The organism is Streptomyces sp. NPDC030245, from assembly GCF_055572995.1.
The window spans coordinates 505,011-520,305 of sequence record NZ_JBVICF010000001.1 but is presented as its reverse complement, the minus strand read 5'-3'; the positions used below and the strand labels follow the sequence as shown (position 1 = coordinate 520,305).

Genomic DNA, 15,295 nt, shown 5'->3' with positions numbered 1-15,295 from the left:
ACCCGGCGGCGCAGACAGGTAACCTCCAGCTCATGTCCCGCCATGTCGCGATCGTCACGGATTCAACGGCCTACCTGCCGCAGGCGACGATGGACCGGCACGGCATCACCGCGGTGCCCCTGACCGTGGTCCTCGGGGATCAGGCGCTGGAGGAGGGCACCGAGATCTCGGCCCGCTCGCTCGCCCTCGCGCTACAGAAGCGGAAGTCGGTGACGACGTCCCGGCCCAGCCCTCAGCTGTTCGCCGAGACGTACCGGAAGGCGGCCGAGGCGGGCGCCACGGCCATCGTCTCGCTGCACCTGTCCGCCGAGTTCTCCGGTACGTACGACGCGGCGGTCCTCGCCGCGAAGGAAGCGCCGGTGCCGGTGCGGGTGGTGGACACCGGCATGGTCGCCATGGCCCTCGGCTTCTGCGCCCTCTCGGCGGCTCAGGCCGTGGAGGCGGGCGACTCGGTGGAGGAGGCGGTGGCGGCCGCGGAGAAGCGGGCCGCGGGCACGTCCGCGTACTTCTACGTCGACACCCTCGACTATCTGCGCAGGGGCGGCCGCATCGGCGCCGCACAGGCGCTCCTGGGCTCCGCGCTCGCCGTCAAGCCGCTGCTGAAGTTGGACGGCGGCCGGATCGACATGCTGGAGAAGGTGCGTACGGCGTCCAAGGCGATCGCCCGGCTGGAGGAGATCGTGGTCGAGCGCGCGGGCAGCGGCCGGGTCGACATCGCGGTGCACCACCTGGCGGCGCAGGAGCGGGCGTCGGTGCTCGCCGACCGGCTCAGGGATCGGCTGCCGGGCCTCGCGGAGCTGCACGTCAGCGAGGTCGGCGCGGTGATCGGGGCGCACACCGGGCCGGGGCTGCTGGGAGCGGTGGTCTCGCCGCGGTGAGGCACGGCGCGGCCCTGAAGTCCCTCGTGCGGGTGACGGAGATATCCACAACTGCCGGGTAATCCACGGAAAACAAGCAAGATCAACAACTTTTTCCCGCCGTGCCTAACGTCGTCGGCATGGCACTTCGATCACTTTCCAGGACAGCTTCCGCGACGAGCGGCCCCGGCCGCGCTCCCGCCTCCGACGGGCGGGCGAATCACCGGCGTGCACGTGAGCGGGTCCGCCGCAGGCGGGCCTCGGTTGCCCCAGCCGCTCCAACCGCTCCAACCGCTGCGACCGCTTCGGCGGAGGCGGTTCGGCTGCGGGCGGAGAGCCTTTTCGCTGAGCCGCAGCCGTACTCGCACTCGCACCCGCGGTCATCGCCGCGCCTTCCGGCGCCTCCGCGGCTGGACGTGGCCGCTGCCGACGCCGGGCTGCTGGGCGGGGCTCCGGTCGGCGGCGGATCGGTACCACGTGCGCCGGTGGGGGTGGGGGAGCCGCCTGACGCGGAGGCAAGGGGAGATACGGAGGCGGGGGCGCGACTGGGAGCCTCGCGGCGCGAGCGGATGGGGCTCGCCCTGCGGGAGCGGCTGCCCGTGTGGCTTCAGTCGCGGTGCGGCCTGGAGCGGCGCAGCGTGGTCGCTCTCGGCGTGGTCCTCGCCGTCGCGGCGGCGTTCGCGGTGCAGCACTTCTGGTCGGGGCGTACGCAGCCCGTGCGGCTGCCCGAAGTGGTGAGTGCGGCAGGGGCGGCCGCCGACGGGGATGCGGAACCGGCTCCCTCGCCGGGTCCTCCGGCGCAGGCGGGCCGGGCGTCGGAGACCGGGGGCGGTGTGGGCGGCTCAGGGGGTGCGGCGGCCGCCGGTGGCCCCGGGGGTGTGATCGTCGTGGACGTCAGCGGGAAGGTTCGCCGCCCCGGGGTGCATCGGCTGCCTGCCGGGTCCCGGGTCGCCGACGCCCTGCGGGCCGCAGGCGGGGTCAAGCCCGGCACGGAGACGGACGGCCTCAACCGGGCGCGGTTCCTCATGGACGGCGAACAAGTGGTGGTGGGAGGAGCCGCCACAGCCGGCGGGGCGGGCGCAGGAACAGCAGGGACGGGGGCAGCCGGGGCAGGGGTAGGGGCCGGGGCAGGGGCGGCAGGAGTGGGCGGGGCGGCCGCCACCGGCCCGATCGGCCTGAACACGGCGACGGCCGAGCAGCTCGAAGAACTCCCCGGTGTCGGGCCCGTGTTGGCACAACACATTCTCGACTACCGCGCGGAGCACGGCGGGTTCCGCTCCGTCGAGGAGCTCCGCGAGGTCAACGGAATCGGCGACCGGCGCTTCGCCGATCTTCAGGATCTTGTACGGCCATGACGCGCGCGGTAGTTCACCTCGCGTCGGGTCACCGGCTCGGCGCCTCGAACCCTCGACAGGAGGGCCCGGCCGACCTCCGGCTGGTGCCGCCCGCACTGGCGGCATGGGGGACGGCGGCACTGATGCTGGACGCCCCGACACGGTGGGCGGTCGCCACGGTGACGGTCTGCGTGCTCGCGGCCGGAGCGCTGATGGTGGCGTGGACGGTGCAGGGAAGCCGGCGGCGGGGCGCCGGGCGGCTCGGGCGGTCGGCGCTCGGGCAGTCGGCGCTAGGAGGGCCGGCGCGCGGGGGGCCGGCGGGGCGGCGGCAGTGGGGGAGGCTATCGGTGGCGGCAGTCCTGCTCTGCACCGCCGGGGCGACCGCCTCCGCGGCTCTGCACGGCGCGGACCTGCGCCGTGGTCCCGTCCCCGTGCTGGCCGGTGAGTACGCGGAAGTGGAAGTGGAGTTGAAGGTCACGTCCGACCCTCGGCGCTCGCGGCCCCCGGTCGCGCGTGCGCACACGATGCCGCCCGCGGTTGTCCTGGACGCCGAGGTGGTGCGGGTCAGGGAGGCGGACGGGACATCGACCGCGACGCGTACGCCGGTCCTGGTCGTCGTGCGGACGGGGAGCACTCAAGACTCGGGGCGAAGCGCGCGGCGAAGGGCTGGGCCCGAAAAGGCCTGGCTTGCGCTGTTGCCGTCGACCCGGGTGCGTGTGCGGGCGCGGCTGGCCCCGCCCTTGCCGGAGGGGGACCGGGTCGCGGCGGTGCTCCGGGTGTCGGGGGAGCGGGCGCCGCGGGTGGTCGGGGCGCCGTCCGGTGCGCAGCGGCTGGCGGGGCGGTTGCGGGGCGGGCTGCGCGAGGCGACGGACGGTCTGCCGGCCGACGCCCGCGCTCTGCTCCCCGGGCTCGTCATCGGGGACACATCACGGGTTCCGGCCGAGCTGGATCAGGCCTTCCGGGCGACCGACCTCACGCATTTGCTCGCCGTCAGCGGGGCGAACCTCACGATTGTCCTGGTTCTGCTCATCGGGCCACAGGGCACCGCCCAGCGGGTCGAGCGGCGTGGTCTTGCACCGAAGCTGGGCATTCCGTTGCGGACGACGGCGGTGTTCGGCGGGGCGCTCACTCTCGGGTTCGTCATCGTGTGCCGGCCGGATCCGAGTGTGCTGCGGGCCGCGGCGTGCGGGCTGATCGCGCTCCTCGCCATCGTCACCGGGCGGCGCAGATCACTGATCCCCGCGCTCGCCACGGCGGTCCTGCTGCTCGTCCTGTTCGACCCCTGGCTGGCCCGGAGTTACGGGTTCCTGCTCTCCGTCCTGGCCACCGGCGCGCTGCTCACGCTCGCGCCACGCTGGGGGGCCGCACTGCGCGGCCGGGGGGTCCCGCCGCGGTTCGCCGACGCGCTGGCCGCCGCGGCCGCGGCGCAGGCGGTGTGCGCGCCCGTCGTCGCCGTCCTCGCGGCCCGGGTGAGCCTGGTCGCGGTGCCGTGCAACCTCCTCGCGGAGTTCGCGGTCGCGCCCGCCACCGTGCTCGGCTTCGCGGCGCTCGCCGCGGCGCCGGTCGCGATGCCCGTCGCCAAGGCGCTGGCGTGGGCCGCGAGTTGGCCCACGGAGTGGATCGCGGACATCGCGCGCACCGGGGCGGCGCTCCCCGGGAGCGGGGTCGACTGGCCGGGTGGCTGGCGCGGTGGGTTCCTGCTCGCGGTGGCCACTGTGGTGCTCGCCCTGGTGGGACGCAGGATCGTGCGGCATCCCTGGCTGGTCGCGGCCTGTGCCGGGCTCCTCTTCCTCGTGATCGTCCAGCCGCCGCCCGTCACGCGGGTGATCGCGGGCTGGCCGCCGCCGGGGTGGCGTATGGCGATGTGTGATGTCGGGCAGGGCGATGCCATGGTGCTCGCGGCGGGCGACGGCGCGGGGGTGGTGATCGACGCGGGGCCCGACCCGGTGGCCGTCGACCGCTGTCTGCGTTCGCTCGGAATCACGCGTGTGCCGCTCGTCCTGCTCACGCACTTCTTCTTGGGGCAGTTCATATCTGTCTCATGAAGTACCTCTCGCTGCTGGCGTCGGAGTGGTGGCGTAGAGAACGCTCTGCTATCTCTCTGATGAGAGTTGTCTCGAGAAGGGCACAGGGTGCAACTGTTCTTTTTAGACTCAAAGTTGGCACTGCGCTGCTTGGAGAGCGAAGTGGTCTCCGGTGAGGAAGTCGTTACGCTTCTGGATGATCGGGCGCTTGCGGACGGGATGCCGATCTACCTCGATGACGAGACGATGATGCCCGTCGAGCCGCACTGCTCGTGGGGACGGAGCTTGTCCAACGACGAGTTGGCCAAGAGCACGATGAAGGAGTACGGGCGGATCCTCTTCCGGTACTCCGATTTTCAGGAACATCGGGGGCGGGATGTCCTCTCGGCCACCGAGTCCGACGTCAGGGCCTACAAGCGGGTTCGTACGGTGCTGCAGAGACGGCCGCTCCAGGACGCGGCGTGGGGCAAGGAGTCTCAGCTCCTCGACCGGTTCTACAGCTACCTGAAGGACGACGTGGGGCTGGTGAAGCAGAGGCCGGTGCGGGTTGGATCGCGGGGACAGAATCCGCTGGCGCCCAAGCTGAGGCAGCGGATGGACATCCGTCACCTCACCCTGGGGCAGTACCGGTACTTCCGCGACGTGGGTCTGGGCGGCCAGCTTCCGGACTCACGTGTGAATTCGTCGTTTCGGGGCTGGTCGCCGCACCGCAACCGCGCGGCGGCAGACCTGGCGCTGGGCACGGGGATGCGGTGGCAGGAGTGGGCGACGGTCCTGCTGCCCGAGCTGGGCATTGGGGTGGGGCACCCGGTCAGGGACGTGGAGTTCACCGTTCAGGCCTGCGCGAAGTATGGCAAGGCCCGCTCCATCTACGTTCCGGACGACTCGATGAAGGGGCTGAAGCCCTACCTGCTGCTGGAGCGGCCCGAGCAGGCCGTCACATCGGCGAAGCGCCTGGAGAAGCGGTACCGCGATCTGTTCGTCGTCTCCCGCATTGACCATGAATCGGGTCTGGTCTACGGAGTGCTGGACGGGATCGAGAAGGTGCTCGAGATGTCCTCGGTGGACCCGGAGCTGCGGCGGATCGCGGTGCATGAGACGGATGTGGGCTTGGAAGCGTTGGCGGTGTTCATCTGCCAGGGCGGACTGATGCCCAGGGCTGACTCGTGGAAGCGCTACCGGCACGCGGCCTGGCGCCGCATGACCGCACTCGCCGACGAGAACGTGGTGTTGCCGCGCAAAAGGTGGCGCTGGCACGACCTTCGCCACACCTACGCCCTGCAGATGCTCAACTACCTGGAGCGGCAGATGGACGGTGAGGAGCCGGACGCGGCTGCACGCCGCCGCCGGCACCGCTCCTACCTGTCGAGCCACATGCGGCTGAATCCACTGTTGATCGTCAGTCGGAGACTTGGGCACTCCAGCCCGGCCACCACGTACGAGTACCTCGAGTACACCGACGATCTGCTCAATGAGTTCGACGATGCCTTCCGCGGCTGGGTCGGCGAGCTGGGCAGCGAGGCGACGTACGCACAGATCGCCTCGCACGCTTTCCGTCTGGAGAAGCGGGGGGTGGCCGATGCCGCGCAGAGGTGAGTTCACCAGGGACTTCCCGGATGTGCCCGAGGTGCCGGATCCGGTGGTGGGCAGGGTCGGGGAGCGCGTGATCCGTACGTCGAGTGCGACGAGGCGCAACCTGACCAACCGCCTCCTGCCGAGTGTGTACACCTGCTCGCAGCTGGCAGCGGAGCTGGCCGACGAGTGGGTCGAGTACGTCGAGGCGGCCGGGCTGGCGGCCGGGACGGTGCAGTCCTATCAGCAGGCGGTCGACAATCTGTGCACGTCGGTGGATGCTCAGCTGGGCGAGGACGCCGCCCGAGCCTCCCTGGGCAGAGAGCAACCCGACCTGGCACGCGCCATGGCTACCTGGGAGAGGAAACTGCCGTCAGGGTTCGCCCCCAACTCCAACCGGCCCGCCATCCTGTCCGGCGCCGTACGGGTTCTGATCCGCAGACGGGTGGAACACCCGGAGCGGCCGGTCACAGAGCGTATGGCCGCGCTGGCCAAGGCCGGCAGCGGCGTCCCGATCGGCGAGAACGAAGAACTCGATGAGTTCTCCCGCGCGGAGAAGCAGGCCATGGTCCGTGCCGCCTGGGCAGCTGTGATCGCGCTGGAGAAGCGCCTGGAGACGGGCTGGCGTCTGGCCGCACAGGGCCGCCACCCGGGCGACGGATCATGGATGTCCATCCCGGATCTGCTGTGGGGACTCGCTAACGAGGCGGTCACACCAGCGCAGATCAGTGATGCCGTGGGGCCGACTCGGGGGTGGACCGAGGAACTGCGCGCGTGCATTCGCCGGCCAGACGGCAGTATGCCGGTAACCACGGCCCGCATCGAGCTGTCACGGCATCTGGTCGCTCAGCTGTGGCCGAGCACCTTCGACCTGCATGCTTTCCGGGTGCTGCTGATCGACGCCACCGCGCATCCGCCCGAGGAGGTCAGCAAACTCACTGAAGACGGCGTCGAATTCACACCGCGAGGAGTGCGACTGACGCTGGTACGCAAGCGCGCGAAGCGCCGCTACTACCGCGCCTTCAAGGACACCTCGATCGAGATGACGGACGTGATCGAGACCAAGGAATTCACCGACCGGCCCCGCCGCGAGCCCGGCGCGATAGTCAAGCGCCTGATGGCCGTGACCGAACGGGCACGGCAGCGGGCCGCCGACCCAGAGAGGAATCTGTTCGTACGGGCGGCGGTGGACGTGGACCGTGAGCTGAAGTTCTGCGAGTGGAACCCCGAGGCCCCACTGGCCCGTTTCAGCAGGTGGCTGGAGGTCCACGGGGTCACCGTCGAGGGCAAGACCGACATCAGGCGCCTGCGTAAGTCCGGCAAGGTGGAGAAGGTCGTCGCCTCCCGCGGCCACGTCCACGAGGCCGCCGACGACCACTACGAGGAGACGTTCAAAGGCCACTACGCGCAGGGGACGACCCTGCGCGTGATCTCCGCCGAGGTGATCAACTCCGCCCAGGACCACTGGTTCAGCAAGGCGCTCGAGGGGCCGACTGTGCTGTCCCAGGAGGCCGAACATGCCGCCGAGGAGAGCACGCAGCTTCAGGCCCTCGGCCTGAGCAAGAAGGAGGCCGACGACCTGGTCGAGGGCGAACTGGACATGGGCGTCACCCACTGCACGAACCCCTACGAATCACCATTCAGCCCGGCCGGAGAGCTGTGCGCGGTCGCCCCGCTGCGCTGCTTGGAATGCCGCAACGCCTGGGTGCTGCCCAGTCAGCTTCCTCAGCTCCTGCTGTTCAGCGACCACGTGGAGCGCATCCGGCAGCGGCTGGCCCCGCAGCATTTCACCGCACTGTGGGGACAGTCCTACGTCAACTTACAGGCGGTACTGGAGGACCGCACCGAGCAGGAGATCTCGCTGGCCCGCAAACACATCGCCGAGGCCGGCATCACCTTGCCCCTTCCGCTGGCCGCACACGTGGAGTTCGACGCATGACTACACCTGCAACCCCACCGCTGCCCGTCTCGATCTTCAAGGGCGACGAACCGGTCATCCAGAGCCACTCCCTGCTGGGCGACGCCGACCTGCCACTGTTCGGGCAGGCGGATATCTGGGACTTCAACGGCGTAGTCCGCCGCAACGCCAACGTCCCCGAGTGCGGCTGGCGGGCCACCTTCAGCAACGGGCTGAACGATCCCGAGTGGAACCTCACGGCCCGGGAAACCTTCATGATCATGGCCAACCCGCGGCATGAGGCGCTGATTGATGCAGGTGTCCATCTCGCCCCCGAGCCCTTCGACGTGCAGACCGCTATCCGCCGGGTGTCCGCTCTGCGCACTCTGGCCGGCTGGGCGGAGCAGCAGGAATTGCCGGCCCGGATGGGGACCTGGCGGGACACGGACCTGCGCCGGTTCATCAAGTGGCTGCGTGAGAAGGGTCGCAAGCCCGGCACGTTGATGAACTACATCGTCGTCGCGAAGTTCCTCCACGAGATCGGCCCCGCCCTCGCCCTGGGCGGCCCGGCTGTGGACCCCTGGCGCGGCATGAGCGCACGCAAGGCCGCCAAGTACGAGGTGACACACGACCTGTCCACCCCCACCATCGCACCAGAGGTATGGTTTCCGCTGGTCAGGGCGGCCTGGATCTATGTGCACACCTTCGCCCCCGACGTCCTGCGCGCCATGACCCGCTACCAGCAGCTCCGTACGATCGCACGGACCAGCACCGATCGCCGCGGCGAGGCGGACGAGGTGCTCGACGCCTGGCTCGCGGACCCCGGCAACCGGATCCCGCTGCACGATCCGGCCCACTCAGGGTCCTCCCTCGGCAAGAAGCACGAGGGCGTCAACTGGAACCTGCTGGCCCTGTTCATAGGGTTCAGCTCCTCCAAAGGATCCGGCCTGTTCACCGCAGCGCTGCCGTCCGGGATGCGCCGACGTGAGAAGGTCTGGGCTGCCCTCGCCGCCGGGCACCCCACGACCTCCGGCCTGATCCACGACCTCGTCGAGGTGACCCGGGCGGACGGCACTGTCGGCCCCTGGCATCCCGGCCTTGATCCCAGAGCATTGACACGCATGCTGGTCAGGCTCAGGGACGCCGCATTCTGCCTGGTCGCGGCACTGTCCATGATGCGCGACAGCGAGATCCACGAGATCAGGCGCGGTTCCGTCGTCCAGCACTACAACGCCCCAGCGATCAAGTCGCACCTGGACAAGGGACGAGCAGGCCGACCGGGCAAACACTGGTGGATCATCGAACCCGCTGCCGAGGCGATCACACTGGCCGAGATCGTCTCGGTCCACGACGAACGCGTCTTCTCCCCGATGAAGAGGCCCGAGAGCACCGAGGCCGTCCACGGCGACCAGATGATCGACGCGTTCATCAACGAGGTGAACTCCGGCCGGGCCTGGTCGGGACTGGACGAGATCCCCGAAGGCCGGGTCCGCCCGCACATGTTCCGCCACACCATGGCCATGCTCACCGACCAGTTCCCCGGCTCCGAGATCGCCCTGGGGATTCAGCTCAAACACGTCGCCGCACGGGCCCTGGCCAACCGCGCCACCCAGTCCTACGCGGCCGGTGACACCCAGTGGGCCGAACTGCTGGAAACCGCCCTGGAAGTCACCCGATTCCGCCGCTTCAAAGACCTCTACGGCCAGTACAAGGACGGCAAGCCGATCGGCTACGGCAGCGGCGCGGACCGGGTCAAGGAGGTGTTCGACGACATCATCGTCACCGTCACGGCCAACGGCGGTGACGCCCGAGTCGAAGACGACCTGCTACGCAGGGCCCGGATCACCGTCCGGTTCGGCATGCTCAACAACTGCCTGTTCGATGAGGCGAACCCGCAGGGGGCCGTCTGCCGGGAGAACACGGTCATCCCCAAGGGGCACACCGGCCCCCTGGACTGGCGGTGCCGACCAGACCGCTGCCACAACAGCATGATCGGCATTGAGCACGTCCCCATCTACGACTCTCACAAGCGCACCCAGCTCAAATTGCTGGAAACCCGCCGTCTGCCCGCAGCTCGCAAGGCCGTCATCCGCCGCGAGGTCGAGCGTGCGGAAGCCGTCCTCGCCCACGTCAAGGAGGAGAACACGTGACCGGCCCCGCCGATCGGACACTGACGGTTGACGGCGTCACCGAAGAGACCGCCAAAGCACTGCGCGCCGCGATGCAACGGCTATTCGCGGGGAAACCCCAGCGAACTGACGGCCGTCTGACCAAGCAGAATCTGTGGCGGGAGGCCGGGGTGAGTCGAGCCACCATGAACCGGGCCCAAGCCATCCTCGCCGAATGGGATGCTCACCTCGCCGAGCACGGCAGCACCACCCCCGGAGAAGCCCGCCGTGACGAGGAAATCCGCGACCTTAAACGCAAACTCGCCGAGAAGACCCGCCAGTGCACCACGCTCCAGCGCCGCCTCGACGCCGCCGCCACCGCGATCGCCGCACTCCACCACGACAACACACTGCTACGACAGGAGGTCGCTGCCTCGGGCGGCCGAGTGATCCCCCTGCACCGCCCACGAGACCCTGCTGGTGTCGAAGTCTGACTGCCACAGTCGAATCTTGTTGCCGGTTGCAGTTGGCGATGGGAGATGCCGTGCCATGCGAGCCGGTGGCCTCTCTTGCCAACCTCGTGGACTCCTGCGCACCGAACTCGCGCACCACACCCGTCCCTGAGCCGGAAACGCTGTAGGCAACCCTGCGCGACTACCAACAACTTGGCCAGGCCTGGCTGGCGAACACCACCGACGCGGGCTTCGGTGCGCTGCTCGCCGACGACATGGTCCTGGGCAAAACGCTGACCGCTCTCGCTCTGCACCTGCACCGCAGGGAAACCACCACCGGCGCCACGGGACCGACCCTGATCATCTGCCCGGCTTCCGTCGTCATCACCTGGGAACGCGAAGCCCACCGGTTCGCTCCGACCGTGCCGACCTGTTGAATAGCACTGAAGAGTTCAGTCGCGCACGAAACAGTTCAGTGCATAGTTCAGTAGCGCAGTGAATTGTTCAGTGCCATAGGTTACGCGGATGAGCGTAAACACGTCCACCGGTTTGCCTCGGCGCCTCCCGGTAAGCAAATAGAGAAGCGCCCCATGCCATCACGGACGCGCGTGCACACGGGTATTCCCGACCTGCATATCACTCAGCGCCTGCCCGATCATCTCGATACCGGCGGCCAGCGTGGCCGCATCGGGGGTGATGCTGACGCGGAAGCACTGCTGCGGATGCCGGCCCAAACTCTTGCTGTCGAGATCTGTAAAAAAGTGACGCCCTGGCACGATGAAAACCCCACGCTCCTTGAGCTCTTGATACAGCAGCATATCGTCGAACCACTCCTCGTCCACCCAGACCCAGAAGAACATTCCCCCTTCGCTGGCATACAACCGCCAGGAGATGCTCTCCGAAATACTCTCCCGGAACAAGGACTCTACGAACTTCCGGCGATGAGCGTAGAACGGGTGGATCACCGACTCCACCAGGGCATCAAGGGTGCCGGAGGCCAGTGCGCGTGCAAGCGCAGACTGTACTAGCTGGGGCGAATGCAGGGCGGAGTTAGCAAGAAAGGAGACGATCGGATCGATGTATCTCTCATCTGCGATCGCGAAACCAAGACGCTCTCCTGGCAGACCTGCCTTAGAAAGAGAGAAGCAGTTGACGACGCGATCATGCCAAACCGGGGCCGTGATCGAATTTCCGATGCGGGGAAACGGCGCACCGTAGGCATTGTCGATCACGAGTGGCACGTCATGCCCCTCAGCGGCTGTGACCAGGCTCCAGATCTCGGCAGGGGAAGCGCAGCGCCCGGCTGGATTGCTTGGACTTGACAGCAACATCAGCCCAACGTTCGCCTGACGCTCGAGGGCAGCTAGGTCAAAGAGGTAACTGAACGAGCGTCCGTCGCCTGCTGTCTGCAACAGCGGTTCGATGCCGACGATCCCTCCCGGCGTCATATTGAGGCCCTGGTAACCGGTGTAGTCCGGGACCAACGGGAGAACCAAGCGCGTGTCACGATCACCCCCTGGACCAGTAAATAATGCTGCGGCGATAAAGCAGAGCATCTGGCTTCCTGGCCCCACGACGACATTTCGTGGTCCGATTCCCCAGTTGTATCGTCGATTGAAGTAGTCGACGATGGCATCGACGAGCAGGGGTAAACCCCGAGAGGGTCCGTATCGACAACTTACATCCTCGAAGGAGTCGGCGAGCGCCCTTGCCGTCGTCTTCTTCCAAGTATCGCCAACCTCGGGGATCGCCGCCGGATTTCCGATTCCCAGGTTAAGCCACGGTCTTTCTGTTGCGGCGCCCATAGAGGTCGCGATGTCCTCCATGATGCCTCGCAGGCCGGACATACTAGCCATTTCATAGCCTACTCGGGAAAGCCTCACAAACCATGATCCTTTCTAGCTGCTGCTGCTGCTGCTGCTGCTGCCGCTGCCGCTGCCGCTGATGGGAAAGAGTGTCGATTTCGTGGGGCAGTGCGGACAGGTTGTGTGGGTGATCACGCGGACGCTGTGTCGGCCTCAGTGACCGTTTGCTCCAACCGGAGTCCGATCGCCTTGATGGCTGCAGAAGTCAAAAGGAACAGCACGGCCAGTGAACACATTCCAACGGCGCCATGACTTACCGTCACAGCGAGTAGGGCGGGGCCGACAATGCCTGCTGCCGAGCCACCCAGACTGAACACGGCCAGGTACTCGGCCCGACTGTTCTCTGTTGCATGCTCGTACGACAGTTCCCAGCCGCCGGCCGCCTGCCACAGCTCGCCGCCGGTCAGCAGGACGGTGGCGAACACCAGCAGGGCCACAGAGACATAGCCGTTGGTCCGGGTCGTCAGGGCCAGGACTAAACAAGTCGCCGTCAGCGCCCATCCTGCGAACCGCAGCGCCCGTGCGCCAGTCGCAGTGGAGTCGACCCGCTTGGTGAAGTGAACCTGAAGGGCGATAGCCAGCACAGTGTTGACCGCGATCAATGCACTTAGGAGCCCGGCTGGTGCATCCGTCGACTCCACGACCCATAAAGGCAGCCCGACTGACAGAATCACGGTGTGCAGGAACAGTACGCCGTTTGCCACCGTCAGCGCGGCATATGGGCGGTCGCGGAGTACGGCCAGTAGACCTCCCCGCCAGGGTGCCCGCTTCGCCTCCGGCGTGCTGATCTCAACCTTTAGGCGACCCAGAAGCAGGGCAGCACCGAGGTAGACCAGGGTGTTCACCAAAAGCAGTATCCTGAACGCCCAGTCGCTGTCCACAGTCAAGAACGGCGCGGCCATCAGGGCCCCTATAGACATACCTGCATTGGAAACCGTTCGCATAACAGCGAATGTCCGCGTCCGGTCTTGCTCCCCCGCAATGGTGCCGACCACCACCTGATTCAGCGGGGAGCTTGGCCCTTGGGCCATCGCGAGCATCGCGGCGAAAAGAGTGAAGGACACCACATTGTCTGCAAAGGTAAGCGCGGCAAACCCGCTAGCCCTCCAAATGTGTAGTAGCCGCAGGGTGCGCAATATGCCTAGCTGGCTAGCTAACATGCTCACTGGCACCGTGGCAAGAAAGCCGATCAGCCCAGCGATGGTCAGCCCGGCGCCCACCTGTGCAGCGCTCAGTCCGATGCCTCTGACGAAGAAGAAGGTCCCGCCTGCCATATAGAGACCGTTGCCCGCCGAGAAGAGGCCCACGGTCGCAGCGAAAATCCGCCCGTCCCGGGATGGCACTGTGTAGCTGCTCAACAGACCCATGCCGGTCACACGCCCGACACCAGGAATTGAGCACTGGGCGCCCTGGTTACCAGCGGCTCGATCGCAAACGCGACGAAAGAGGTCGCCCTACCCAGCGCCCTGCGGCATTCCTCGGTAATGGATACGATCTCGGTAGACGTGGCCACGTCGAGCCGCGGGGCGACGGCTCTCGGGAGCACATCGCTCGCCCGGAGAGTCCGCTCGCCCTTAGAGGGACCGTCGTGATCGGCAACCAGATTTGTCAAGCGGAGGATGACGGTGTAATGGACTGACATGGCTCCTCCTAGGGTCGGAAAGTTTCGCGAGTGTTCAGAACGCGAGCAAGGACAGTCACGGCTGTCCGCCGGCCATAAGCAGGCACACATAAGTGGCAGCTGGACGAGGAGACGGACACAGAGAAGTCCTCCAGAGAATGTCATCGGCTGGTGCATCGCAGAGGAGTAGAACTTCTGGCAAGAGCAATCCCAAGAAAGCGTTTATCTTGGCTTTCACGGCTGCCTAGATGATCAGAAGAGCGTCGAGTCGCACCCGAAGTTCGACGGCGTGACCGGGTCGCGATCATGGTTAAACAGGGCTCAGATCCCACACGGGAGCGTGACCATCCTGTCGTCCGGTGTTCACCGATGGACGGTCTAACCTGCCGTCTCGATCTGGAATCTCCGGGCTACACGCACCCGTAGTTCTTCCAATTCTTCAGGGGTTTCAGCCCCAAAAACGACGAATAGGCACCACTCTGACGGGTGACTGAGCCGGACTCGGTCACCAACCTGCCGCGAGCAACGCCAACTGATCACCCCAGGGAAGGCAGCAAATTCTTCGTCGGCGGGGAGAGAGGTGATAACACCTGGCCTCGTCGGCCTTAGATGCACACCGGCGATGTAGCCATGCTCACTCTTCAGGGGCGGGCACGTACCTGTGGCAGCCGCGTGGCCCACCAGGCCCCAAATGGAATGACCAAGGTGGGCTGTGAGCATGTCGGGGATCCAACCTCCGCCGACCCGTGTGGCGATCTCCGAGAACACCACCTCACCATCGGGACGCACGAATAGCTCCATATGTGTGGCGCCTTCTCGGATGCCTAGCACGTCGTTGATCCGGCTGTGGATCTCAAGTGCTTGGCTCACCAGGTCAGGGTGTTCCTCGGCTGCAAGTACACGCGAGCCGTCCATGCTCGGTGCATCGTCGTCCTCGGCGACGGCGAGGCGAGGCGTATGGTACTCGTGCAGGACGAACGTCAGTGGCTCCCCTCCTGACCAAATTGCGTCCACACACAGCTCGCTACCAGTCACGAACTCTTCGACAATCAGCTGCTTGGAACGCAGAAGTGGCTCGTAGGTGAATTCCGAAGTCACCGAAATCAGTTCCGCCGCGTCCGTGACTCGCACCGTGCTCATTGAGCCGTAACCGGCCGCCGGCTTAACAATCACAGGCATAGAGAGAGTCTCTGCCACCATCGCGGCTGCTTCTCTATCGCTTCCGTCCGGCAGCGACATGAAGTTGGTCACCGGAACGCCCAACGCCCTCACTCGCTGCTTCATCAAGCGTTTGTCCCGGTGCGAGGGGGGAACAAGCGGGTCGGATACCGTCCCCAGGAGCACGCCGAGGTACCCCACTCCGAGCTGACACATCTCGCCATGGCCGATCACCAGATCGACATCTCGACCACGCATCCGGATGTCGACGGCAACACCCGACAATTCCTCTAGAGAGTCGAAGCTACCCACGTGATATACGCCGAGGCAGCGATTCAGTAATCCTTGATCTGGACTCTCATTCAACATATCGTAGCGATCGAGCACCATATAGACGTCAGCGCCAC

Annotated in this window: 11 protein-coding genes; 8 read left to right on the top strand and 3 right to left on the bottom strand. The window is 66.8% G+C overall.

Features of this window, described 5'->3' with window-relative positions; translation table 11 throughout:
- Positions 1 to 32: 32 nt before the first annotated feature.
- From ACZ4Z4_RS02295 to ACZ4Z4_RS02260, 8 genes are all read left to right on the top strand, one after another.
- On the top strand, positions 33 to 878 hold the full coding sequence (locus ACZ4Z4_RS02295) for a DegV family protein (protein ID WP_468321017.1): 846 nt from the start codon (positions 33 to 35) through the stop codon (positions 876 to 878).
- Between the two features lie 548 nt (positions 879 to 1,426).
- Positions 1,427 to 2,212: a ComEA family DNA-binding protein gene (locus ACZ4Z4_RS02290; RefSeq protein ID WP_468321014.1), complete on the top strand. Its 786-nt coding sequence runs from the start codon at positions 1,427 to 1,429 to the stop codon at positions 2,210 to 2,212.
- Positions 2,209 to 4,236, top strand: a complete 2,028-nt coding sequence (locus tag ACZ4Z4_RS02285; RefSeq protein ID WP_468321012.1) for a ComEC/Rec2 family competence protein — start codon at positions 2,209 to 2,211, stop codon at positions 4,234 to 4,236. Before ACZ4Z4_RS02290 ends, ACZ4Z4_RS02285 begins: the two co-directional genes overlap by 4 nt.
- A gap of 129 nt (positions 4,237 to 4,365) precedes the next feature.
- The gene (locus tag ACZ4Z4_RS02280) at positions 4,366 to 5,811 is read left to right on the top strand and encodes a hypothetical protein (RefSeq protein ID WP_468321009.1); all 1,446 of its coding nucleotides are present in this window, start codon (positions 4,366 to 4,368) and stop codon (positions 5,809 to 5,811) included.
- 22 nt (positions 5,812 to 5,833) lie between these two features.
- A complete protein-coding gene (locus tag ACZ4Z4_RS02275; protein WP_468321007.1) occupies positions 5,834 to 7,726 on the top strand; it encodes a hypothetical protein in 1,893 nt (630 codons plus the stop codon).
- On the top strand, positions 7,723 to 9,834 hold the full coding sequence (locus ACZ4Z4_RS02270; RefSeq protein ID WP_468321005.1) for an integrase: 2,112 nt from the start codon (positions 7,723 to 7,725) through the stop codon (positions 9,832 to 9,834). Before ACZ4Z4_RS02275 ends, ACZ4Z4_RS02270 begins: the two co-directional genes overlap by 4 nt.
- Positions 9,831 to 10,286 (top strand): hypothetical protein, encoded by a 456-nt coding sequence (locus ACZ4Z4_RS02265; protein WP_468321003.1) that lies wholly within the window; start codon positions 9,831 to 9,833, stop codon positions 10,284 to 10,286. Before ACZ4Z4_RS02270 ends, ACZ4Z4_RS02265 begins: the two co-directional genes overlap by 4 nt.
- 152 nt (positions 10,287 to 10,438) lie before the next feature.
- Positions 10,439 to 10,681 (top strand): SNF2-related protein, encoded by a 243-nt coding sequence (locus ACZ4Z4_RS02260; protein ID WP_468322072.1) that lies wholly within the window; start codon positions 10,439 to 10,441, stop codon positions 10,679 to 10,681.
- A gap of 159 nt (positions 10,682 to 10,840) precedes the next feature.
- On the opposite strand, the gene ACZ4Z4_RS02255 is transcribed toward ACZ4Z4_RS02260, so the two are convergent.
- The 3 genes from ACZ4Z4_RS02255 to ACZ4Z4_RS02245 all read right to left on the bottom strand — a co-directional run bounded on the left by ACZ4Z4_RS02255 (position 10,841) and on the right by ACZ4Z4_RS02245 (position 15,278).
- Entirely contained in the window at positions 10,841 to 12,091 is a 1,251-nt protein-coding gene (locus ACZ4Z4_RS02255; protein ID WP_468321000.1) for an aminotransferase class I/II-fold pyridoxal phosphate-dependent enzyme, read from the bottom strand.
- A 149-nt stretch (positions 12,092 to 12,240) separates the two neighbouring features.
- Entirely contained in the window at positions 12,241 to 13,416 is a 1,176-nt protein-coding gene (locus ACZ4Z4_RS02250; RefSeq protein ID WP_468320997.1) for an MFS transporter, read from the bottom strand.
- Positions 13,417 to 14,108: 692 nt separating this feature from the next.
- Complete coding sequence (locus ACZ4Z4_RS02245; RefSeq protein ID WP_468320994.1) at positions 14,109 to 15,278, bottom strand: ATP-grasp domain-containing protein; 1,170 nt, start codon at positions 15,276 to 15,278, stop codon at positions 14,109 to 14,111.
- Between the last annotated feature and the right edge of the window lie 17 nt (positions 15,279 to 15,295).

What these genes read in the sequence shown, in the direction of transcription:
- ACZ4Z4_RS02255 (WP_468321000.1), bottom strand. Translation starts at nt 12,091, where the DNA reads ATGTCCGGCCTGCGAGGCATCATGGAGGACATCGCGACCTCTATGGGC.
- ACZ4Z4_RS02245 (WP_468320994.1), bottom strand. Translation starts at nt 15,278, where the DNA reads ATGGTGCTCGATCGCTACGATATGTTGAATGAGAGTCCAGATCAAGGA.
- ACZ4Z4_RS02295 (WP_468321017.1), top strand. Translation starts at nt 33, where the DNA reads ATGTCCCGCCATGTCGCGATCGTCACGGATTCAACGGCCTACCTGCCG.
- ACZ4Z4_RS02285 (WP_468321012.1), top strand. Translation starts at nt 2,209, where the DNA reads ATGACGCGCGCGGTAGTTCACCTCGCGTCGGGTCACCGGCTCGGCGCC.
- ACZ4Z4_RS02290 (WP_468321014.1), top strand. Translation starts at nt 1,427, where the DNA reads ATGGGGCTCGCCCTGCGGGAGCGGCTGCCCGTGTGGCTTCAGTCGCGG.
- ACZ4Z4_RS02270 (WP_468321005.1), top strand. Translation starts at nt 7,723, where the DNA reads ATGACTACACCTGCAACCCCACCGCTGCCCGTCTCGATCTTCAAGGGC.